This window comes from Streptomyces sp. NPDC026301, assembly GCF_055567935.1.
Map to the genome: position 1 here is coordinate 75,137 of NZ_JBVHPN010000010.1, position 21,900 is coordinate 97,036.

At 72.0% G+C, this 21,900-nt stretch carries 17 protein-coding genes; 4 read left to right on the top strand and 13 right to left on the bottom strand.

Annotated features, from left to right (window positions below):
• Positions 1–5 precede the first annotated feature (5 nt).
• From ACZ4MH_RS19030 to ACZ4MH_RS19085, 12 genes are all read right to left on the bottom strand, one after another.
• Positions 6–923, bottom strand: a complete 918-nt coding sequence (locus ACZ4MH_RS19030) for an EboA domain-containing protein (protein ID WP_467754584.1) — start codon at positions 921–923, stop codon at positions 6–8.
• Entirely contained in the window at positions 917–1,879 is a 963-nt protein-coding gene (locus tag ACZ4MH_RS19035) for a sugar phosphate isomerase/epimerase family protein (RefSeq protein ID WP_351598630.1), read from the bottom strand. Before ACZ4MH_RS19035 ends, ACZ4MH_RS19030 begins: the two co-directional genes overlap by 7 nt.
• Positions 1,876–3,162, bottom strand: coding sequence for an SCO3242 family prenyltransferase (locus tag ACZ4MH_RS19040; RefSeq protein ID WP_351598628.1), 1,287 nt, complete (start codon positions 3,160–3,162; stop codon positions 1,876–1,878). Before ACZ4MH_RS19040 ends, ACZ4MH_RS19035 begins: the two co-directional genes overlap by 4 nt.
• Complete coding sequence (locus ACZ4MH_RS19045) at positions 3,159–4,271, bottom strand: inositol-3-phosphate synthase (RefSeq protein WP_351598626.1); 1,113 nt, start codon at positions 4,269–4,271, stop codon at positions 3,159–3,161. The genes ACZ4MH_RS19040 and ACZ4MH_RS19045 overlap by 4 nt, the downstream gene beginning before the upstream one ends.
• A 215-nt stretch (positions 4,272–4,486) precedes the next feature.
• Positions 4,487–5,893 (bottom strand): ThuA domain-containing protein, encoded by a 1,407-nt coding sequence (locus ACZ4MH_RS19050; protein WP_467754585.1) that lies wholly within the window; start codon positions 5,891–5,893, stop codon positions 4,487–4,489.
• A gap of 133 nt (positions 5,894–6,026) precedes the next feature.
• Positions 6,027–8,477: a PQQ-dependent sugar dehydrogenase gene (locus ACZ4MH_RS19055; RefSeq protein ID WP_351598624.1), complete on the bottom strand. Its 2,451-nt coding sequence runs from the start codon at positions 8,475–8,477 to the stop codon at positions 6,027–6,029.
• 202 nt (positions 8,478–8,679) lie between these two features.
• The gene (locus ACZ4MH_RS19060; protein ID WP_351598622.1) at positions 8,680–9,687 is read right to left on the bottom strand and encodes a sugar phosphate isomerase/epimerase family protein; all 1,008 of its coding nucleotides are present in this window, start codon (positions 9,685–9,687) and stop codon (positions 8,680–8,682) included.
• Between the two features lie 14 nt (positions 9,688–9,701).
• On the bottom strand, positions 9,702–10,877 hold the full coding sequence (locus tag ACZ4MH_RS19065; protein WP_351598620.1) for a Gfo/Idh/MocA family protein: 1,176 nt from the start codon (positions 10,875–10,877) through the stop codon (positions 9,702–9,704).
• A gap of 60 nt (positions 10,878–10,937) precedes the next feature.
• Positions 10,938–12,002 (bottom strand): substrate-binding domain-containing protein, encoded by a 1,065-nt coding sequence (locus ACZ4MH_RS19070; protein ID WP_351598618.1) that lies wholly within the window; start codon positions 12,000–12,002, stop codon positions 10,938–10,940.
• Positions 11,999–13,027 carry an ABC transporter permease gene (locus ACZ4MH_RS19075; RefSeq protein ID WP_351598616.1) on the bottom strand — a complete coding sequence of 343 codons (1,029 nt, stop codon included), beginning with the start codon at positions 13,025–13,027 and terminating at the stop codon, positions 11,999–12,001. Before ACZ4MH_RS19075 ends, ACZ4MH_RS19070 begins: the two co-directional genes overlap by 4 nt.
• On the bottom strand, positions 13,024–14,763 hold the full coding sequence (locus ACZ4MH_RS19080) for a sugar ABC transporter ATP-binding protein (RefSeq protein WP_467754586.1): 1,740 nt from the start codon (positions 14,761–14,763) through the stop codon (positions 13,024–13,026). The genes ACZ4MH_RS19075 and ACZ4MH_RS19080 overlap by 4 nt, the downstream gene beginning before the upstream one ends.
• Positions 14,764–14,996: 233 nt before the next feature.
• Entirely contained in the window at positions 14,997–16,178 is a 1,182-nt protein-coding gene (locus ACZ4MH_RS19085; RefSeq protein ID WP_351598614.1) for an ROK family transcriptional regulator, read from the bottom strand.
• 264 nt (positions 16,179–16,442) lie between these two features.
• Here ACZ4MH_RS19085 and ACZ4MH_RS19090 point away from each other — a divergent pair, with 264 nt between their 5' ends.
• Positions 16,443–17,186, top strand: coding sequence for a class I SAM-dependent methyltransferase (locus tag ACZ4MH_RS19090; protein ID WP_351598612.1), 744 nt, complete (start codon positions 16,443–16,445; stop codon positions 17,184–17,186).
• Between the two features lie 41 nt (positions 17,187–17,227).
• On the opposite strand, the gene ACZ4MH_RS19095 is transcribed toward ACZ4MH_RS19090, so the two are convergent.
• Entirely contained in the window at positions 17,228–17,914 is a 687-nt protein-coding gene (locus tag ACZ4MH_RS19095) for a GntR family transcriptional regulator (protein WP_351598610.1), read from the bottom strand.
• 250 nt (positions 17,915–18,164) lie between these two features.
• On the opposite strand from ACZ4MH_RS19095, the gene ACZ4MH_RS19100 reads away from it, so the two are divergent.
• The 3 genes from ACZ4MH_RS19100 to ACZ4MH_RS19110 all read left to right on the top strand — a co-directional run bounded on the left by ACZ4MH_RS19100 (position 18,165) and on the right by ACZ4MH_RS19110 (position 21,900).
• Entirely contained in the window at positions 18,165–18,614 is a 450-nt protein-coding gene (locus ACZ4MH_RS19100; RefSeq protein ID WP_351598608.1) for an SRPBCC family protein, read from the top strand.
• Positions 18,615–18,868: 254 nt separating this feature from the next.
• A complete protein-coding gene (locus ACZ4MH_RS19105; RefSeq protein ID WP_351598606.1) occupies positions 18,869–19,885 on the top strand; it encodes a 2-dehydropantoate 2-reductase in 1,017 nt (338 codons plus the stop codon).
• Positions 19,882–21,900 carry a molybdopterin oxidoreductase family protein gene (locus ACZ4MH_RS19110; RefSeq protein ID WP_351598604.1) on the top strand — a complete coding sequence of 673 codons (2,019 nt, stop codon included), beginning with the start codon at positions 19,882–19,884 and terminating at the stop codon, positions 21,898–21,900. The genes ACZ4MH_RS19105 and ACZ4MH_RS19110 overlap by 4 nt, the downstream gene beginning before the upstream one ends.

A 21,900-nucleotide genomic window follows, 5' to 3' on the forward strand; every position in this document is an offset into this window, starting at 1 on the left:
CGGGGTTACGCCTCCTCGGGGGACGGATCAGCGGACGCTCGGCCGGACGAGCCGGCGGCCACGTCGTTGGGCAGGTCGGCGGATGCGTCGGCGGACAGGGGGGACAGCTGGGTGAGAGCGAGCACGCGAGCCAGATCGTCGGGTACGGGACGGCCGGCCGAGGTGCGTTCACGGGCGTAGTCGTCGAGCATCCGGGCGAGTTCGGCATCGCCGCGGGAGCGTTCGGCGAGAGCGGCGACGGCGTCCACCGGCACTCCGGTGAACAGGCACTTGAGTACGGCGTGCCGCCAGGCGTGCGCATCGAGGTGCCGTGCGGCGTACGGGCCCACGGCCGCGGCCACCAGCCGCGTGTCGTTCGTCCGCAGGGCGTCCTCGATGAGCGGCAGGCCGTACGGGTCGTCCGTGCCGGTCGTACTGGTCGAGTCGGCGGTGCTGGTCGTGCCGTCCGTGCGCGGCGGCGGGGCCGGCAGGTGCGGGAGTGCGAGGAGTACGGCCCGGCGTTCGGCGGCCGTGCCGTGCTCGTACAGCCGGGTGACGGTGGCGCCGTCGGCGCGGGCGGCGCACAGGATCAGCACTCGCGCGGCCTCGGCGGCCTCCGGGTCGGCATGATGCGGCGGTTCCCTCCGCACGCAGTGCCTCCCGGCAGCGGCGAAGCGGGTCTCCCAAGTGGGGGCGGCGGCCGACGACGGCGAGCGTCGGGCGGGGGCGGGGGCGGTGGTCCCGGCCTCCGCAGAGCGGGGTCCGTCGGCCTCCGGGGCACTGGGGGTGGCTCCGCCGCCGTGGGTGCCACCGGTGGCGTGGGTGGTGGCTTCGGTCAGGGCCTCGTCGAGCCAGGCGCGGGCGCCGGCGCCGAGGCGGTCGCGGAGTGCCTTGTCGAGACGGGTGATCCAGGGGTCGTCCGGGGTCAGGTCGGAGGTCAGCACGGGTCACCTCCGCTGCGGCTCGCGGCGGACAGCGCCGGGACCGAAAAGGCTGGTTCGGAGAGGTGGGAACGGAGGAAGTGAAGGGAGGTGCGGGCCAGTTCGGGGCCGGCGTGGGAGTGGCGGGGCAGCTCGACGCTGACCAGGCCGCGGTAGGCCGTGTCGCGGAGGGCGGCGAGTACCGGCGGGAAGTCGATCTCGCCGTCACCGAAGGGAAGGTGTTCGTGGACGCCGCGGCGCATGTCTTCCAGCTGGACGTGCCGGGTCCAGGGCGCGGCGGCACGGATGCAGTCGGCGGGCGGGGCCGGTTCCAGGCACTGGCAGTGGCCGATGTCGAGGGTCAGCCCGAGTATGTCCGGGTCGGGGGCGCCCATGACCGTACGGAGGTGGTGGAAGGCAGCGAGGTCGGAGAGGAGGTGGCCGGGTTCCGGTTCCACGGCGAGCGGCAGCCCGGCGTCCGAGGCCGCCGCGGCGACGGGGTCCAGGGCGGCGGCGAGGCGCTGCCATGAGTCGGCGTCCGTGCTGCCGGGGTCGCGTATGCCGCTGAAGCAGTGGACGGCGGTGGCGCCCAGGTCCGCGCCGACGCGTACGGCGGTGCGCAGCAGGTCGGTGCGGGCGGCGCGGGCGTCCGGGTCGGGGTCGATGAGGGTGGGGTGGTGTTTGCGATACGGGTCGAGTACGTAGCGGGCGCCGGTCTCGATCGCGACGGCGAGGCCCGTGTCGCGCAGGGTGTCGGCCACCCGCGCCGTGCGGGCGGCCAGGCCCGGGGCGAGGGGGTCGAGGTGCATGTGGTCGAGGGTGAGCGCGACACCGTCGTAGCCGAGGTCGGAGAGGAGGGCCAGGGCGTCGGTCAGACGGAGGTCGGTGAGGCCGTTGGTTCCGTAGGCGAGGCGGAGGGGCGGCGAAGCCGGGGAGTGCGGTGAGCGGGGCTTGTCCCGTGGTGGGGGTGTTGGGGTCATGTCGGGCTGACCTTTCGGGACAGGCGACGGGCGACGGGGATGAGCGCGAGCACCGCCGCGCCGGTGGCCGGTGCACCGGCTCGTGCGGCGAGGGCCGCCTGCAGCGGGATCATCGCGCGGATGCCGCCGCCGACGGCCCGTTGGAGGAAGTGGGGTGACGGGTTGAGCGCGGCGACGAGGAGGGGGCGGGCGGCGGTGACCGCGTAGCCCGCGGCGAGGAGAGGGGGTGCGAGGGCCCGCGCCGAGGTGGCTGTCAGCCCTCCGCTGCCGGTGGAGACCTTGCCGCCTTGCGCGGGCGGCGGGGCGGTGCTGTCTCGCGCAGGCGGCGGGGCTGCGTTGCCTTGCGCAGGTGGTCGGGGTGCGTTGGCTTGCGCAGGTGATCGGGTTGCGTTGTCACCGGAGGCCGGGCGGGAGGGGAAGCGGCCGGCTGCCGCGTTGGCGAGTGCGGTCACGGCGGCGAGGGCGAGGAGGGGCAGGGACGAGGAGGAGCCCTGGGTTTCGCGGCGGGAGACGGTGGTGACGGTGAAGGTGTGCGCGCCGAGCAGGGCGGCCGAGGGGAGGGCGCGGAGAGCCGCCCCACTCGTACCCGTACCGCGGCCCGCCCCAGTGCCCGTACTCGTACCCGTACCACCGCCCGCCCCAGTGCCCGCACCCGTACCACCGCCCGCACCCGCACTCGCACCACCGCCCCTGCCCGGCGTCGCGACGGCGCCCTGGAGGAGGTCGAGGGCGCGGGCGCAGGCCATGGCGGTGGGGCCGGCGGGGGTGTTCTTGAGGTGCAGGTCGTAGGCCCAGACCGTGGCGGCCAGGGCGGTGGCGGTGGCCAGGGCCGGGCGGCCGGCCGCCGCCGCGCACGCCAGCCCCGCCGCTGTCAGCCCGCCGGCCGCGGCGAGGGCAGCGCCGGGGGTGATGCGGCCGGAGGGGATGGGGCGGTGCGGGCGTTCGAGGGCGTCGATGTCGCGGTCGGCCCAGTCGTTCAGGGCCATGCCGGCTTCGTACAGGCAGAGGGAGGAGCAGGCGGCCAGCGCCGTACGGGCGTTGGGGCGCAGCCCGGCGGCGGCCGCCCCGGCGAGAAGGTCGCCGGGGACGCTGGCCGGAGCGGAGATCCGGAGCAGCTCCGCCCAGGCGCGGAGAGGGCGGCGGACGCCCTCGCCGTCGGAACCGTTGCCTCGGCAGGCGCCCTCGCGGTCGGAACCGTTGCCTCGGCGGGGGCCCTCGCCGTCGAAGCCGTTGCCTCGGCGGGGGCCCTCGCCGTTGCGGAGGAAGCGCGGGAGAGGGATCACCGGTGCGCCTCCCGGAGGCGGGTGGCGAAGGTGGTGGTGAGCGCCGTGTACTGGTCCGACAGGGCGGCCGGGCCGCTGTCCGGGTCCTTGAAGTAGAAGCCGAGTCCGGGGAGCGGGCCACTGAGGCCGGCCGCGTGAGCGGCCGACACCAGGCGGGCCAGGTCCAGGACGAGCGGGGCGGCGAGGGCCGAGTCGCAGCCCTGCCAGATGGTCTGGAGGATCACCCGGCTGCCGAGGAAACCGTCGACCGCGACGTGGTCCCACGCCGTCTTCCAGTCGCCCAGTGCCGGAACGTTGTCGATGTGCAGGTCGCCGGGCGGGAGTTCGCCGAGGGTGTCACGGAGTACGGCGGCCTTGCCCGCGTTCTTCGCGGCAGCGGCGGCCGGGTCGGCGAGTGCGGCGCCGTCTCCCCCGCCGAGCAGGTTCGTACCGGACCAGGCCCGTACGGCCAGCGCGCGCTGCGCCAGCATCGGCGCCAGGGCGGAGCGCAGCAGGGTCTGGCCGGTCTTGCCGTCCCGGCCCGCGTACGGAAGGCCACTGCAGCGGGCCGTATCGCGGAGGAGGGGGTGATGGAGGCCGGTGGAAGGCGTGAAGTTGACGTACGAGCAGCCGGCGCGGAGCGCGGCGAGCGCGTAGAGGGAGCTGGCCGGGAGGCGTTCCGCTGACGGGTCCGCCCCCTCTCCCCCCACGCCCGGTTCCGTCGAAGCGACGTTGATCACGACCACCCGGTCCAGGTGGTGCGTACGGCGGAACGTACGGAGATCCGTGGCGAAGGCGGCGGTCAGGGCCTCGTCGTCCCGGGTGTCTCCCGGTTGCGGGCCGCCGGGGCGGATCTCGGCGTCGGCGGCAGCGAGTTCGGCGTGTACGGAACGGGGCAGGCCGTGCGGCATGACACCACCGGCGGCGAGCTGCTCGGCGCGCTTCGGCAGCGGGCAGGACGTGATGTCGTGGCCGCCGAAGACGAGTGAGGCGAGCGGCGGCAGCGACACGTCGGCGAACGCGGCGGTCTCGGTGACCATGCCGGTCGGCTCGTGCAGCCCGGCGGCGAGTGCCGCGCAGCCCGCGACGACGGTCGTCGCGACCGATCCCCGCGCACCGATCAGCCACACCCCCGTACGACCGGAACCCGAACCCGACCCAGATCCAGACCCCGACCCAGACCCCGACCCAGACCCAGATCCAGAACTCAAACCCCAACCGGAACCCGAACCGGAACCCGAACCCGAACCCGAACCACTTTCCGTACCCATACGCCCTCCCGTCTCCTCATCCGCACTCACAGCACCGCTGTCCCGACCGAACGCAGCTCCCGCGCTGTTCCCCCTCACCCGCGACCGCCCTTCTCCCCCAGTTCCTTGATGCGGATGTGGCGGAAGGCGACCTGGTCGTCGGGGCCGTGGTTCTGGATGCCGACGTAGCCCTGGCGCAGGGAGCGGGCCGGGTCGTGGTTGGTGAAGTCGTTGATCTTGCGGCCGTTGAGGAAGACCTTCAGGCGTTCGCCCTGGACGCGGATCTCATAGGTGTTCCACTCCCCCGGCGGGTTCAGGGCCGCGTCCCGGGCCTTGATGTCCGCGGCCTGGAAGCCGTAGACGGAGCCGGTGGTGTGGTCGGGGGTGTCGGTGGCGTCGATCTGGATCTCGTAGCCGTTGTCGACCGCCGACCAGGGGTCGTCGGAGGCGGGGAAGCCCACGTAGACGCCCGAGTTGTCGTCTCCGGACTCGCTCGCCATCTTCCAGTCCAGCTTCAGGGAGTAGGCGTGCTGCTCCTTGGCCGCGTACCAGAGCATGCCCATGCCGCCCGTGGAGGTGAGCGTGGCGTCGTCCTCGTTCAGGGTGAAGGAGCCGGGGCCCGCCTGCTTCCAGCCCTTCAGGCTCGCCGCACTGCCGTCGAAGAGGGCGGTGTAGCCGGTCTCCGGTCGGCAGTCGGCCTGGGCCTGGCCCGTGGCATACCGGATGCCGCCGAGGAGGTGGGTCCGGAAGGCGGGCTCGGCGTAGGACTCCTTGGTGTGGCCGGCGCCCGTGTAGAAGGCGCGGCCGCCGCGGTACTCCTGGCACCAGGCGAGGGGGTGGTCCCCGCTCATCGTGCCGCCGGTGTACGTCGACTCGTCGAGGGCGGCGAGGACGTGGGCGCGCTCGCGCGGGTTGGTGCGGTAGTTGTACCACTCGTCGGTGCGGTCCCAGGCCGCCGCCAGGTGGGCGGTGGCGGGGTGGGCCCGGTCCTCGACACGTACGGTGGCGGGCTGGATGGCCGGGTGCGACTGGAAGTACGCGCCGGCCAGGCCGCCGTAGAAGGGCCAGTCGTACTCGGTGTCGGCGGCCGCGTGCGCCCCGACGTAGCCGCCGCCCTTGCCGATGTACTTCTCGAAGGCGGTCTGCTGGGCGGGGTCGAGGACGTCGCCGGTCGTGGAGAGGAAGACCACGGCGTCGTAGCGGGCGAGGTTGGCGTCGGTGAAGGCGCCGCCGTCCTCCGTCGCGTCGACGGCGAAGCCGTGCTGCGCGCCGAGGTCCTTGACCGTGGCGATGCCCTGCGGAATCGAGTCGTGGCGGAAGCCGGCGGTCTTGGAGAAGACCAGGACCCGGGCGCCGTCGGCCGCGCCCGCGCCACCCTGGGGTGCGGCGGCGCCGGGCAGCGCCATCGTGGCGAGCAGGGCGGCGGCCGCCGCGGCGGTGATGCCGAGCCGCTGTACGGTCTGCCGTCTGTGCCGCCGTACGGTGCGCTGGTACGCGTGCATGTGCGGAGTCCTTCCTCCAGCAGCGGGGGGTGGCTGGGCAAGGTCGCTCTGAGCAGGTGTGGCGGGGCGAGGAGCGGGCGGGGCGAGGGGCGGGCGGACCCGGTGGCCCGCCCGCCTGATCACCGCGGAGCGGTCACTCCGTCGTGATCTCGAAGTCGTCCACGTCGTACAGCGCCGCCGTGCCGCTCCCCTTGAAGACGAGGTAGAGCGTCGTCGTGCCGGCGGGCGGCTTGGCGATGGCCGTGCTGACGTCGGTGTACGTCTCCCAGCCGCCGGTCACCGGCACCTTCGCCGTGCCGAGCAGCCTGCCGTCGGGCTTGCCCGTACGGATCTCCAGCGTGCCGCCGGCGCCCGCAGAGGCGACCCGAGCGGTCAGCTTCGTGGCGTTGGAGACGATGTAGGGGGTGAAGGCGATCCAGTCGCCGTTGTGAATATTGCCGACGGTCTTCCCGCCGTGGGCCGGCGTGTGGTTCACGGCCGACACGCCCTGGGAGGAGCTGAAGTGCTCGGCCTGGCGGTGCTTCGGCTGGGTGACGCTCTGGGCGTGGGTGGTCAGCGCCGGCTGGCCGTTCGCGCCCTTGTCGGTGTACTCGGCGTCGAAGACCCCGAAGATGTTGGCGTTGGCGTCGTGTTCACCGTCGGCCAGCGTCTGGATGGTGCCCTCGCAGCCGTTCGCCGAGGTGACCGCGTGGCCGTGGCTGTCGTGGCCGAGGATGTGGGTGACGGTGACCTTGGAGCAGTCGATGCGGCCGTCCTCGGGGTCGGTCACCTTGACCTTGAAGGGGACCTTGTCGCCGAAGGTGAAGAGCTGCCCGTTGCCGGGGAGTTCGAGCGTCACCTTGGGCGCGGTGTTGCCGACCGTGAGGTGCACGCTGGCCGAACCGGTGCGGCCCGTGGCTTCCTTGGCGGTGACGGTCGCCGAGTAGGTGCCGTTCTTCTTGTACGTGTGAGTCGGGTTCTGCGCCGTGGACTTGCCACCGTCGCCGAAGTCCCAGGCGTACGTCACCGCGTCGCCGTCCTGGTCGGTCGCGCTCGCGCCGAACTTCGCCTTCAGCGGCGCCTGGCCCGAGGTGCGGTCGACCTTCGCCTCGGCGACCGGTGAGTGGCCGTCGGTGGCGTTCTCGATGCGGTACAGCGCGGAGTGCTCGTCGCCGCCGAACCAGTTCAGCCCGTAGTCCAGTACGTACAGCGCGCCGTCGGGGCCGAAGGCCATGTCCATGATCTGGGTGCCGGTCCAGGGGAAGGCGTTGATGGACTGGACGGTGCCGTCGTCGGTCTTCTCGATCCGCTTGATCCACTGGCGGCCGAACTCACCGGCGAAGAAGTCGCCGTCGTATGCCTCGGGGAACTTCACCTTGGAGTCGAGCGCGCCGTCGTAACGGTAGACCGGGCCGCCCATCGGGGACTCGGAGCCGCTGCCGAACTCCGGTACGGAGGCGTTGTCGTACGGTATCCACGCGGCCTGGGCCGGCGGCAGGTCGGTCAGGCCCGTGTTGTGGACCGAGGTGTTCTTGGGCGCGGCGCAGTCGAAGGCCTCGCCGGACTTCCCGGTGGCGAAGTCGTAGTCGATGTAGGCGTCGTTGTCGCCGGTGCAGTACGGCCAGCCGTAGTTGCCGGCCTTGGTGACGCGGGCGAACTCGACCTGTCCGGCCGGGCCGCGGGTCGGGCTCGCGGCGCCCGCGTCGGGGCCGTAGTCACCGACGTACACAATGCCGGTGGGCTTGTCGACACTCATCCGGAAGGGGTTGCGGAAGCCCATGGCGTAGATCTCGGGCCGGGTCTTCTCGGTGCCGGGCGCGAAGAGGTTGCCCTCGGGGATGTCGTACGAGCCGTCGGCCTTGACCTTGATACGCAGGATCTTGCCGCGCAGGTCGTTGGTGTTGCCCGCGCTGCGCTGGGCGTCGTACGCGGGGTTGCGGTCGGCGCGCTCGTCAATGGGCGTGTAGCCGTCGGAGGCGAACGGGTTGGAGTCGTCGCCGGTGGAGAGGTAGAGGTTGCCCTGCGCGTCGAAGTCGATGTCGCCGCCGACGTGGCAGCAGGTGCCGCGCGAGGTGGGCACCTCCAGGATCTTCTTCTCGCTGGCGGTGTCCAGCGTGCCGTCCGCCTTGAGGACGAAGCGGGAGAGCCGGTTCAGGCCGTCGAACTTGGCGAAGTCGGCGGCGGTGCCGTTGTCGGGCGCGTCACCGGTGGGGGTGTCCAGCGGCGGGGCGTAGAACAGGTAGATGAACCGGTTGTCCTTGAAGCCGGGGTCCACGCCGACGCCCTGCAGGCCCTCCTCGTCGTGTGTGTAGACGGGGAGCTTGCCTGCGACCTTGGTGTAGCCGGTGGCGTCGGTCAGCCGGAGCGTGCCGTCGCGGGACGTGTGCAGGACCGAGCGGTCGGGGAGGACGGCGAGCGTCATCGGCTCGCCCGTCTCGGCCTCACCCTTGGCGAGGGTGACCTGCTGGAAGTCCTCGGCGGCGGCCGCTGGAGCGGCCGGCGTCGCGGAGGTGGGGGTGACGCCGAGCGCGAGCGAGCCTGCGGCGAGCAGGCCGCCCGTGAAAAGGGCTAGGGCGGGGCGGATTCTGAGACGTCTTCTGTGCACGCGGTGCCTCCCGGGCGGGTTGAAGTGCCGTGCGGTGGGCGGTGCTGGGAGTTCAGTGCGCTGTGCGAGCCTCATGTACATGTACGTGACACCAGAGGCGAAGGTAGTCGCGTTTGCTCGCTGCGGATAGACCTTTGACACGAGAGAGCGAGGACTTCTTCCCTCAGAAGGACAAAGGAGTGTGGTGTGTCAGGCGTCAGTGTCAGGCGTCCGCGCTGCCGAACGCCGCGTCGAACGACGCCGTCGGCGGCTCGTAGTCGTACGCCTTGAGCCGGGCCAGCGCCTCGGGGGCGCCCTGCAGCCGGTCCATGCCGGCGTCCTCCCACTCCACCGACACCGGCCCCTCGTACCCGATCGAGCGCAGCATCCGGAAGCAGTCCTCCCAGGGGACGTCGCCGTGCCCGGCCGAGACGAAGTCCCAGCCGCGCCGCGGGTCGCCCCAGGGCAGGTGGGAGCCGAGCCGACCGTTGCGGCCGTCGAGGCGCTTCCTGGCCTCCTTGCAGTCGACGTGGTAGATCCGGTCGCGGAAGTCCCAGAGGAAGCCGACCGGGTCCAGGTCCTGCCAGACGAAGTGGGACGGGTCGAAGTTGAGCCCGAAGGCGGGCCGGTGGTCGACCGCGTCCAGGGCCTGCTGGGTGGTCCAGTAGTCGTACGCGATCTCGCTCGGGTGCACCTCGTGGGCGAACCGCACGCCTTCGGCGTCGAAGACGTCGAGGATGGGGTTCCAGCGCGCGGCGAAGTCCTCGTAACCGCGCTCGATCATCGCCTCGGGGGCCGGTGGGAACATGGCGACCAGGTGCCAGATCGACGAGCCGGTGAAGCCGATGACGGTGTCGACGCCGAACGCGGCGGCCGCGCGGGCCGTGTCCTTCATCTCGGCGGCGGCGCGCTGCCGTACGCCCTCGGCCTCGCCGTCGCCCCAGATGCGGGCGGGCAGGATCGCCTGGTGCCGCTCGTCGATGATGGCATCGCAGACCGCCTGGCCCACCAAGTGGTTGGAGATCGCCCAGCACTTGAGGCCGTACTTGTCGAGCATCGCGTGGCGCGAGTCGAGGTAGGCGGGGTCGGCGAGCGCCTTGTCCACCTCGAAGTGGTCGCCCCAGCAGGCGAGTTCCAGTCCGTCGTAGCCGAAGTCGCGGGCCATGCGACAGACCTCCTCCAGGGGGAGGTCGGCCCATTGACCGGTGAAGAGAGTGAACTGGCGTGGCACGGTAGGGGACCTCCTCAGGCCGATACGGGGGTGTAGACGCAGTTCTTCGCGGCGCTCTCCTCGACGGCGGCCAGTACGCGCTGTACGCGCAGCCCGTCGGCGAAGGACGGCGTGGGGTCGGTGCCCGCCGCGATGGCGTGCACCAGGTCGCGGGCCTGGTGGACGAAGGTGTGCTCGTACCCGAGGCCGTGTCCCGGCGGCCACCACGCCTCCAGGTACGGGTGGTCCGGCTCGGTGACCAGGATGCGGCGGAAGCCCGCCGCCTCGGCCGGTTCGGTGTGGTCGTGGAAGGACAGCTCGTTGAGGCGTTCCAGGTCGAAGGAGAGCGAGCCGCGGTCGCCGTTGGCCTCGATGCGGAGGGAGTTCTTGCGGCCCGCCGCGACCCGGCTGGCTTCGAAGGACGCCAGCGCGCCCGAGGCGAACCGGCCGGTGAACAGCGCCGCGTCGTCCACCGTCACCTCGCCCGTGCCACCGCCCGAGGGCAGCGGCCGCTGCCGTACGAAGGTCTCGGTGACCGCCGAGACGCCCGTCAGCAGCTCCCCCGCCAGGTACTGCGCGAGGTCGACGATATGCGCGCCGAGGTCGCCCAGCGCGCCGGAGCCCGCGCTGTCCTTGCGCAGCCGCCAGCTCATCGGCGCCCGCTCGTCGACCAGCCAGTCCTGCAGGTACGTGGCGCGCAGCTGGCGCAGCGTACCGATGCGGCCCTCCGCGACGAACCGCCGGGCGAGCGCCATCGCGGGCGTGCGGCGGTAGTTGAAGCCGACCATGGCGATCCGGCCGCGGGCCCGTGCCGACTCGGCGGCGGCCGCCATGGCCTCCGCCTCCGCGACGGAGTTGGCCAGCGGCTTCTCGCACAGGACGTGCTTGCCCGCTTCGAGGGCCGCGAGGGCGATCTCGGCGTGGCTGTCGCCGGGCGTGCAGATGTCGACCAGGTCGACGTCGTCGCGGGCGATCAGGGCCCGCCAGTCGGTCTCCGCCGCGGCCCAGCCGAGGCGGTCGGCGGCGGCGCGTACGGCACCGGCGTCCCGGCCGCAGACGGCGTTCATGGCGGGGCGCAGCGGCAGGTCGAAGACCCGGGGCGCGGTGCGCCAGCCCTGGGAGTGCGCGGCGCCCATGAAGGCGTAGCCGACCATGCCGATCCCCAGTGCGGGGCGGCCGTCGGGGGTGGGGTCCTTCTGGTTGTCGTCCATGCATCACCTCATCGGTGGTGGTATGCCGACTGAATGTCGGTTGAGTACGGTCGACCGGTGTCAGTTGAAGCCGCTCGGCAGGTAGTCGTCGACGTTGTCCTTGGTGACGACCGCCGAGTACAGGGTGATCGAGGCGGGGATCTCCAGCTCGGCCATGCCGCTGACCCCCTTGCCCTGGGCGAGCGCGCGGGCCAGGTCGATCGCGGAGGCGGACATCGTCGGCGGGTAGAGCACGGTGGCCTTCAGTACGGAGTTGCCGGCCTTGATGGTGTCCATGACCTTGCGGGAACCGGCGCCGCCGACCATGAGGAAGCCGTCCCGGCCCGCCTGTTCGATGGCCCGCTCGGCGCCCACGCCCTGGTCGTCGTCGTGGTTCCACAGGGCGTCGAAGTCGGGGTGGGCCTGGAGCAGCCCGGCCATCTTGGACTGGCCCGACTCGACGGTGAACTCGGCGGCCTGCCGGCCCACCTTCTCGATGTTGGGGTAGTTCTTCAGGGCGTCGTCGAAGCCCTTGGTGCGCTGCCGGGTCAGCTCCAGGTTGTCGATCCCGGCCAGCTCGACGACCTTGGCGTTCTTCTTGTCCTTCAGCTGCTCGCCGATGTAGTTCCCGGCGTTCAGGCCCATGCCGTAGTTGTCGCCGCCGACCCAGCAGCGGTACGCCTGCTGGGAGGCGAAGACCCGGTCGAGGTTGACGACGGGGATGCCGGCCCGCATGGCCTTCAGGCCGACCTGGGTGAGCGCCTTGCCGTCGGCGGGCAGGATGACCAGCACGTCGACCTTCTTGTTGATCAGGGTCTCGATCTGCCCGATCTGCTGGGCCGTGTCGTTCGAGCCCTCGGTGATCTCCAGGGTGACGTCCTCGTACTGCTTCGCGCGCTCCTTGGCGTTCTGGTTGATCGCGTTCAGCCAGCCGTGGTCGGCCTGCGGTCCGGCGAAGCCGATGGTGACCTTCTTGCCGGGCTTGTCGTCGACCCCGCCGGCCTGCTGCTGCTTGCCGGTGCCGGCCGCGGCGTTGTTCTCGTTGCTGGTGCAGGCGGTGAGGACGGCGCCCGCGGAGACGGCGGCGGCGCCGAAGAGCATGTTCCTGCGGCTGGTCGACGGAACCTTTGGGTTGCGCTCGGTCATGACTTGCGGCCCTTCTGTACCAGTACGGCGGCGACGATGATGGCGCCCTTGGCGATCTGCTGGACGGCGGTCTCCAGGTTGTTCAGGGCGAACAGGTTGGTGATCGTGGTGAAGACGAGGACGCCCAGGACGGAGCCGGTGATGGTGCCGCGGCCGCCGCTGAGGAGGGTGCCGCCGATGATGGCCGCGGCGATGGCGTCGAGTTCGTAGAGGTTCCCGTTGGTGTTCTGGCCCGAGCCGGTCAGCACGATCAGCAGGAAGGCCGCGATCCCGCAGCACAGCCCGGACAGCAGGTACAGCAGCAGCCGCTGGCGGCGGACGTCGATGCCGGCCAGCCGGGCCGCCTCCGGGTTGCCGCCGACCGCGACGGTGCGCCGGCCGAAGGTCGTACGGTTCAGCAGCAGCCAGCCGGCGGCCGTGACGGCGGCGAAGACCAGCACGATGGGCGGGACGCCGAGCAGGTACGCGTCCCGGCGGCCCAGCGCGAGCACCGGCTCGACGGACACCACCTGGGTGCCGCCCTGGCTGATCTGCAGCGCGAGGCCGCGGGCCGAGGCGAGCATGGCGAGGGTGGCGATGAAGGGCACGATGCCGCCGAACGACACCAGCAGCCCGTTGACCAGCCCGCAGCCCAGGGCGACCAGCAGCGAACACAGCAGGATGCCGCCGAGGCCGTACTGCTGGGTGGCCACCGTCGTCGCCCAGACCGTGGCGAGCGCCACCATCGCGCCGACGGACAGGTCGATGCCGCCGCCGATGATGACGAAGGTGACGCCGACGGTGACCACGCCGATCACGGACGCCTGGGTGAGGACGAGCTGGAGGTTCTGCACGCTCAGGAACTGCTCGGGCTTGGTGAGCGCGCCGACCAGTACGAGTGCGGCGAGCACCCCGAGCAGCGAGAGGTTGCGGACGTCGGGGCGGCGGGCGCGGGCGTGCCGGGTGTCGCCGGCGGCCGGTGCGGCCGGGCCCGGGGGCGCGCTGCCCGCCTCGGCCGGGAGGGCGTGTCCTTCGGAGGTGTTCACGGGCGGTCTCCTCGCGGTGTCGGGGCCGGCGGCTCCTCGGGGGCGGACGTCTTGTCGGCGGCGGACGGCTTGTCGGTGGCGGGCGGCTTGTCGGTGGCGGTCGGCTCGTCGGTGGCCGGGCGTCCGGAGGCCGGTACCGTTACGGGCCCGGGGCCGTCGCTCATCACCAGGTCCAGCACCCGGTGCTCGTCCAGTGCCGCCGCCTCGCCCTCGTGCACGACGCGGCCCTCGCGCAGGACGAGCACCCGGTCGGCGAGCCCGAGGACCTCGGGCACCTCGCTGGAAACCAGCAGGACGGCGACGCCGTCGTCCGCGAGCCGCCTGATCAGCGCGTACAGCTCGGCACGCGCGCCGACGTCCACGCCGCGGGTCGGCTCGTCCAGCAGGAGTACGCGGCAGCCGCGGAGCAGCCAGCGGGCCAGTACGGCCTTCTGCTGATTGCCGCCGGAAAGCGTGCGGACCGGGCGGTCGGGGTCGTCGGGGCGCAGCGAGAGACCGCGGGTGGCGGCCAGGGCGCCGGCCCGTTCGGCGGGCCGGTTCAGCCAGCCGGCCCGCGCGAAGTGCGGCAGCGAGGAGAGGGAAACGTTCCGGCTGACGGACTCCAGGAGCAGCAGCGCCTGGGACTTGCGCTCTTCGGGGGCGAGGCCGAGCCCAGCGCGTACGGCGGCGGTGACGCTGCCGGGCCGCAGCGGTCGGCCGCCGACGAGTACGCGGCCGGCGGTGGGCCGCCGCGCACCGTATACGGTCTCCAGTATTTCCGAGCGCCCTGACCCGACGAGTCCGGCGAGCCCGAGGATCTCCCCGGGACGCAGCCGGAAGTCGACCGGCCCGAACTCCCCGTCGCGGGCGAGCCCTTCGACGCTGAGTACGGGGCCGGGGCGGTCCGGAGCCGAGTGCGTCGGGCCGGTAGTACGGTCGGTGGCCGCGCGCCGTTCGGGGAAGACGTACTCGACGTCGCGGCCGGTCATCAGGGCGACGATGTCGCGGGTGGGGGTGGCGTGCGCGTCCAGGCCGCGGGCGGCCGTCCGCCCGTCCTTCAGTACCGTCACGCGGTCGCCGATCCGCCGGATCTCCTCCAGCCGGTGCGAGATGTAGACGACGGCGACGCCGGAGGCGGTGAGCGCGGCGACGATGCGGAAGAGGTTGTCGACCTCGTCGGGGTCGAGCGCGGCGGACGGCTCGTCCATGACGATCAGCCGTACGTCGTGCGAGAGGGCGCGGGCCATGGACGCGATCTGCTGTCCGGCGGCGGAGAGCCGGCCGACGAGCGTGCCGGGGCCGATCTCGGGGTGGCCCAGGCGGGCGAGCAGTTCGGCGGTCCGTTCGCGGGCCTCCCCGGTGCGGATGAAGCCGCCGGTGGCGCGCTCGTGCCCGAGGAAGACGTTCTCCGCGACGGACATGTGCTCCACCAGGTCCAGCTCCTGGTAGATGGTGGCGATGCCGAGCCGCATGGCGGCGATCGGGGACTTGAGGGAGACGGTCTCGCCGCGCCAGCGGATGGTGCCGCCGTCGGGCTGGTGGGCGCCGGCCAGCACCTTGATCAGGGTGGACTTGCCGGCGCCGTTCTGGCCGAGCAGGCAGTGCACCTCGCCCGCGACGACGTCCAGGTCGACGCCGTCCAGCGCGCGGACGCCGGGGAAGGACTTGGTGATGCCGGCCATGGTGAGCAGCGGTCCGGCGGGTTCGTGTGCCGCCGGCGGCGACGGTGGTGGTGCGGGGCGGTGCGCTGGTGCCATGACGGGCCTCCTCGGCGGTACGCCGGTGAGCGGACAGGGCGGGGCGGGGCGCGTGCGGACATGCGTCATCACGGCATGACAAGCCGTCACTCAGCGGTGTACTGGCGGACTTCAGCGGTGCTGGGACGTGAGCGATGCTGGTACTTCAGCTACTTCAGCTACTTCAGCGGTGCTGTGGAGCGCGGTTCCTCAGGGCTTCGGGCCGTCGTCCGGCCCGGCGGGCTCAGGCGGGCTCAGGCGGGCGAGAACAGGTGATCGCTGATCAGTCGGGCCGCACCGGTCACCCCGGCCAGCGGGCCCAACTCCCCCAGTACGATGGGGAGGTTGCCGGTCGCCAGCGGCAGCGACTGGTGGTAGACCTGCGTGCGGATCGCGGCCAGCAGCGTGTGGCCGAGGCCGGTCACGCCGCCGCCGATCACCACGAGGCCCGGGTTGAAGAAGCTGACGAGCCCGGCGATGACCTGCCCGGTGCGGGTGCCGCCGGCCTTGATCAGTTCCAGTGCGGTGGGATCGCCGGAGGCGGCGGCGACCGAGACGTCCGAAGCGGCGAGCGCGCCGGCCGCCTCGAGACGGTCCGCGAGCGTGGCCGAGCGGCCGTCGCGTGCCGCGTCCTCCGCGTCGCGGGCGAGCGCGGCGCCGCCGAAGTACGCTTCCAGGCAGCCGGCGTTGCCGCAGGCGCAGCGGCGGCCGTTCGGCTCGACCTGGATGTGGCCGATGTCGCCGGCGCTGCCGGTCGTACCGCGGTAGACCTCGCCGCCGACGACGATGCCGCAGCCGATGCCCGTACCGATCTTGACGCAGAGGAAGTCCTGCGAGGTACGGGCCACGCCCGCGTGCTGCTCCCCCAGCGCCATGAGGTTCACGTCGTTGTCGACCATGACCGGGCAGCCCAGCTCCTGGCTGAGCGCCTCCCGTACGGGGAAGCCGTCCCAGCCCGGCATGATCGGCGGCGCGACGGGCACGCCCTCGGGGAAGCGGACCGGGCCCGGCACGCCGATGCCCGCCCCGTCGAACCCCTCGGCGAGCCCGCTGTCCTTCAACTTGGCTGCCAGCGCGAGTACTTGGTCGAAGACGGCGACGGGTCCGGCCCGTACGTCCATCGGCTGGGTGAGGTGGCCGAGCACCTCCAGTTCGGCGTTGGTGACCGCCACGTCGACCGAGGTCGCGCCGATGTCGACGCCGAGGAAGCGCAGCGAGGGCGCGAGCCGGATGTTGTGGGAGCGGCGGCCGCCCCGGGAGGCGGCCAGCCCGTCGGCGACGACCAGGCCGGTATCCAGCAGACGGTCGACCTCGACCGCGAGCTTGGAACGCGACAGGTCGACCTGATCGCCCAGCTGGGCACGGGAGTTGGGCCCCTGGTCGCGCAGCAGGCGAAGAAGCCGCGCCTGGTGCGCGTTCGCGGGCCTCGCCGTCATGCGCCTCACGCCGCCCTCCAGCCGTACTCGGCACCCGCCGAGTCCTGGTCGCGTCCGGTGCGTGCGGACGGGCCGTTTTCGGCCGTCCCACCGGGCTTTCGAGGGGAACGTAGCAGCGCTTGTCCGAACGAGGAAGTACTACGGACAGAATCCATACCGACTTTCTCCTGACGCGGGACAAAGTCTTGCGCGCGAGGACGCCGGCGCTGCCACGTCTACGATCACCGCCACGCCTACGATCACCGGAGAGGAAAGGGGGACCGGATGGACCGGCACATACGTACCGTCGACGATGTACTCAGGCTCCTGGACGGCCTGTTCGCGCCGGAGGCGGACCGCTGGACGACGGGCGGGGCCTCCTGGTGGGACGACTTCTACGCGGACCGCACCAGAGAGGTGCCGTTCTTCGTGGCGAAGCCGGACGAGAACCTGGTCTCGTACCTCGAACGCGGGCTGATCACGCCGGGGCGCGCGCTGGACCTGGGCTGCGGGCCGGGTCGCAACGCGCTGCACCTCGCCTCACTGGGCTTCGAAGTGGACGCCGTCGACCTCTCCCCGGCGGCCCTCGCCTGGGCCGAGGACCGCGCCCGCGAGGCCGGGGCCGAGATCGCCTTCCACTGCGGCGACGCCTTCGCCCTCACCGACGGCGCACTCGCCGGTCCGTACGACCTGATCTACGACTCCGGCTGCTTCCATCACCTGCCGCCGCACCGCCGCATCAGTTACCTGGCGCTCCTCGACCGTGCGCTGGCGCCCGGCGGCCACTTCGCGTTGTCCTGCTTCGCGGCCGGCGGGATGGGTTCCGAGGTCCCCGACGGGGACCTCTACCGCCGGTCCGGGCTGCACGGCGGGCTCGCCTACACCGCGGAGTCGCTGCGCTGGATCTTCTCCGACCTGACGGAGGTGGAGCTGCGCCACATGCACGACGAGCCGCCGGAGTCCCCGCGCTTCGGCGAGCCGTTCCTCTGGACGGCACTGTTCCAGCACGCCGGGGCCGCCAGGCCGTAAACGGCCCGTGGCCCATCAACTCCCGCGCCCCGTACGGCCGTTCAGGACTCCTTGGCGCCCGCCCGCTCGTGGTACGTACGGCGGGTGTGCTCGGTGTGTGCGCGCATGATCTTCGTGGCGCGGAGGCCGTCGGCCGCGGCGATCGCCTCGATCAGCTCACGGTGCTCGATCCAGGACTGCTTGCCGCGCTGCCGGGCGACCGGCGTGTAGTACCAGCGCACCCGCCGGCCGACCTGCTCGGCCAGCTCGGCGAGCACGGCGTTGCTGGCCTGCTCCATGATCGTGGCGTGGAACTCCGCGTTGGTGGCGACGGCGAGGTCCACGTTGTCGTCGCGCACCGCCTGCTCGCCCTGCGCGCACAGCGCCAGCAGCTTCTCGATGCCGGCCTCGGTGGCGTGCTGAGCGGCCAGCCCGGCCGCCTCCGCCTCCAGCAGGGTCCGCACGCTCAGCAGCTGATCGGCCTCCTCCTCGGTCGGCTCGTGCACGAACGCGCCTTGCGCGGGGCGCAGATCGACCCAGCCGTCGGTGTTCAGCCGCTGCAGCGCCTCGCGCACCGGCTGCCGGGAGACGCCGAGGTGACCGGCGAGTTCGCTCTCGACCAGATGCTGGCCGGGCTGCAGGGCGCGGGTGGTGATGAGTTCGAGCAGCGCTTCGTAGACACGCTCGCGCAACGGGCCGGGGCGTTCGAGCTTCGGCACGGCCCCTTGCGGCAGCCCAGTGGACAGCATCGCGGTCCCCCTCTACGACTCGGACGCCGGCACTCCAGTACTCGGGTACTCCGCGGCTCCGCGACTCGGAGGCGCCGGGCGGCAATTGGTTATCGTCTACAGTCTACCGAGCGCAACCTACCGCACACAGGCCGCGCCGGTGATCTGTATCACCTCGATGAGCGGAGCCGGTCCGGGTTTCCCTGCGTCGACCCGGAGTTCGCGGGTACGCGGGGAGCCCTGCACGTTCACGAGAGGAGGAGCCCGGACCATGTCGAAGATCGAGGAATCGGTCGAGGTGGCCGTCCCGGTGCCGGTGGCCTACAACCAGTGGACACAGTTCGAGGAGTTCCCCCGGTTCATGGACGGGGTCGAGCGCATCGAGCAGCGCACACCGACACTGACCCATTGGGTCACCAAGGTCGGAGGGGTGACCCGCGAGTTCGACGCGGAGATCACCGAGCAGATCCCCGACGAGCGGGTCGCGTGGACCACCGTGGCCGGTGAGGCGCGCCAGGCCGGCGTGGTGACCTTCCACCGTCTCGACGACCAGCACACCAAGGTGATGCTCCAGCTGGAGCACGACCCGGAGGGCATCGCGGACACGGTCGGCGACAAGCTCGGCTTCGTCCGCCGCAAGGCCAGCACCGACCTCGGCAACTTCAAGAAGTTCATCGAGTCGCGCGGTGAGCCGACCGGCGGCTGGCGCGGGGAGGTCTGAGCCGGGGAGCGGCGCATCCCCTGAATCCGAAGGTGGCGGCCCGGCCGGGGCACTCTCCGGCCGGGCCGCTGCCGCGCGTCGGACATCCGTGGGGCGAGCACATCGCCGAGCCCCTCAGCAACTGACCGGCGGCTGACCGACAACTGACCGACAGCTGAATCCGTGAATCCCGGGCTCGCACGCCCCTTGCTCCCCTGCCAGCGAATACTGTAGACAATATTCTGTCGACTCCGCTGACTGAACGGAGCTCTCCGGTGAAAGTGGCAGTTGTCGGCGCCGGAGCGATCGGTGCCTATGTCGGGGCCGCGCTCCATCGCGGCGGCGCCGAGGTTCATCTCCTCGCCCGTGGGCCGCACTTGGCGGCCATGCGGCGGGACGGCGTACGAGTACTGAGCCCGCGCGGGGACTTCACCGCCCGGGTGCCGGCCACCGACGACCCCGCCGCGATCGGCCCCGTGGACTACGTGTTCCTCGGCCTGAAGGCCAACGCCTATGCCGGCTGCGGCCCGTTGGTGCATCCGCTGCTGCACGAGCGGACCGCCGTGATCGCCGCGCAGAACGGCATCCCGTGGTGGTACTTCCACCGACTGCCCGGGCCGTACACCGGCCGCCGCATCGAGAGCGTCGACCCCGGCGGCGCGGTCAGCGCCGTACTGCCGCCCGAGCGGGCCATCGGCTGCGTCGTCTACGCGGCGACCGAGATCCAGGAGCCGGGCGTGGTACGGCACTTGGAGGGGACGCGGTTTTCCGTCGGGGAGCCCGACGGCAGCATGTCCGCGCGCTGTACGGACTTCGGCGAGGCCATGCGGGCCGGCAGCCTGAAGTGTCCGGTGGAGCCGGCGCTGCGCGAGGACATCTGGATCAAGCTGCTCGGCAACATCTCGTTCAATCCGATCAGCGCGCTGGCCCGGGCCACCATGGCCGAGATCTGCCGGCACGCCGACACCCGCGAACTGGTCGTCGCGATGATGCACGAGGCGCTGGAGGTGGCGGCGGCCGTCGGCTGCCGGCCCGCGATCTCCGTCGAGCGGCGGCTCGCGGGCGCCGAGCGGGTCGGCGACCACAAGACCTCCACCCTCCAGGACCTGGAGCGCGGCCGGCCGCTGGAACTGGACGTCCTGCTGGCGGCCGTGGTCGAGCTGGCCGGTCTCACCAGGACGGAGGTGCCCACGCTGCGCGCCGTGCACGCCCTCGCCGACCTCCTGGCCCGCACGTCGGCCCGTACCACTGCCCGCACCCCCGCCCCTACTTCCGCAGGGAGCGCACCGTGAAGAAGAAGGACCGGCGGCCGGGGACGTACCCGCGGCTCACCCATCCCCTCGTACGGGACGCCCACGGCTCGCTCGTGCGGGCGGACTGGGACGAGGCACTGGACCGCGCGGCGGAGGGGTTCGCGCGGACGCGCGCGGAGCACGGCCCGGACGCATTCGGGATGTTCTCGTGCTCCCGCGCCACCAATGAAATGAACTACGTGGCACAGAAGTTCGCGCGCGTCGTCATGAGTACCAACAACGTCGACTCCTGCAACCGTACGTGTCACGCGCCGAGCGTCGCCGGGCTGTCCGCCGCCTTCGGGTCGGGCGGCGGCACCTCCTCGTACGAAGAGGTCGAGCACACCGACCTGATCGTGATGTGGGGCTCCAACGCCCGCTTCGCGCACCCGATCTTCTTCCAGCACGTGCTGAAGGGCATACACAACGGCGCCAGAATGTATGCGGTCGACCCGCGCCGTACCTCCACCGCCGAGTGGGCGGAGCACTGGCTCGGCCTCGACGTCGGCACCGACATCCCGCTCGCGCACGCCATCGGCCGCGAGATCATCCACGCCGGGCTCGCCAATCGCGCCTTCATCGCGCGGGCGACCAGCGACTTCGAGGCGTACGTCGCGGAGGTCGAGCCGTGGACGCTCAGCGCCGCCGAGCAGGTGACGGGCGTGCCGGCCGCCGCGATCCGCAGCCTGGCGCACGCCTACGCCACCGCCGAACGCGCCCAGTTGTGCTGGACGCTGGGCATCACCGAGCATCACAACGGCACCGACAACGTCCGCGCGCTGATCAATCTGGCGCTGCTGACCGGGCACGTCGGGCGGTACGGCTCCGGGCTGCAGCCGCTGCGCGGCCAGAACAACGTGCAGGGCGGCGGCGACATGGGCGCGATCCCGAACCGGCTGCCCGGCTTCCAGGATCTCCTCGACCCCGGCATCCGCGAGAAGTTCGAGTCGGCGTGGTCGACGGTGATCCGGCCACAGTACGGCCGGACCCTCACCGAGATGTTCGAGGCGATGGACAGCCGCGAGCTGCGGGCCGTGTACTGCGTCGGCGAGAACCCCGCCCAGTCCGAGGCGGACAGCGGCCAGGCGATCCGCCGGCTGAGCGCCCTGGACCACCTCGTCGTGCAGGACATCTTCCTCACGAAGACCGCCGAGCTGGCCGATGTCGTGCTGCCCGCGACCGCGGCGTGGTGCGAGACGGACGGTACGACGACCAACAGTGAGCGGCGCGTGCAGCGGGTACGCAAGGCCGTCGAGCCGCCGGACGAGGCACGTGAGGACATCGACATCATCTGCGCGCTGGCGGCCCGGCTCGGCCACGACTGGACGTTCGCCGATGCCGAGCAGGTCTGGGACGAGCTGCGGTCGGTCTCGCCGGCGCACTACGGCATGACGTACGGGCGGCTCGCCGAGCACCAGGGCATCCAGTGGCCGTGCCCGTCCCTGGACCGCATCGAGCCGTCGTATCTGCACGGCAGGCTGTGGGAGGCGGACCCGGCGCGGCGCGGCCCGCGCGCACCCTTCGGGATCGTCCGGCACGACCCCCCGGTGGACCTGACGGACGAGGAGTACCCGATCCGGCTGACGACCGGCCGTCGGCTGGACTCCTACAACACCGGCGTACAAAGCGGGAGTTACTCCTCTCCGCTGCGGCGCGGCGAGATGGTCGAGCTGTGCCCGGAGGACGCGGACCGGCTGGGTGTGGTGGCCGGCGAGGAGGTGCGGATCGCGTCGCGGCGCGGCGCTGTCGTGGCGCCCGTATGGGTCGATCCCGGACTGCGGCCGGGCCTTGCCTTCATGACGATGCACTTCCCGGACGAGGTGGACACCAACTCGCTGACGATCGAGGCCAATTGCCCGATCGCGGGGACGGCGGAGTTCAAGGCGTCCGCGATACGGGTGGAGAAACTGACAGACGAGCAGCTGACCGGCGGTACGGCAACCGACGACCGCATACCGGCCGCCGTGACCGCCACCACCGCACAGCCCACGGCAGCCCCCGGGCGAGGTGAGTGA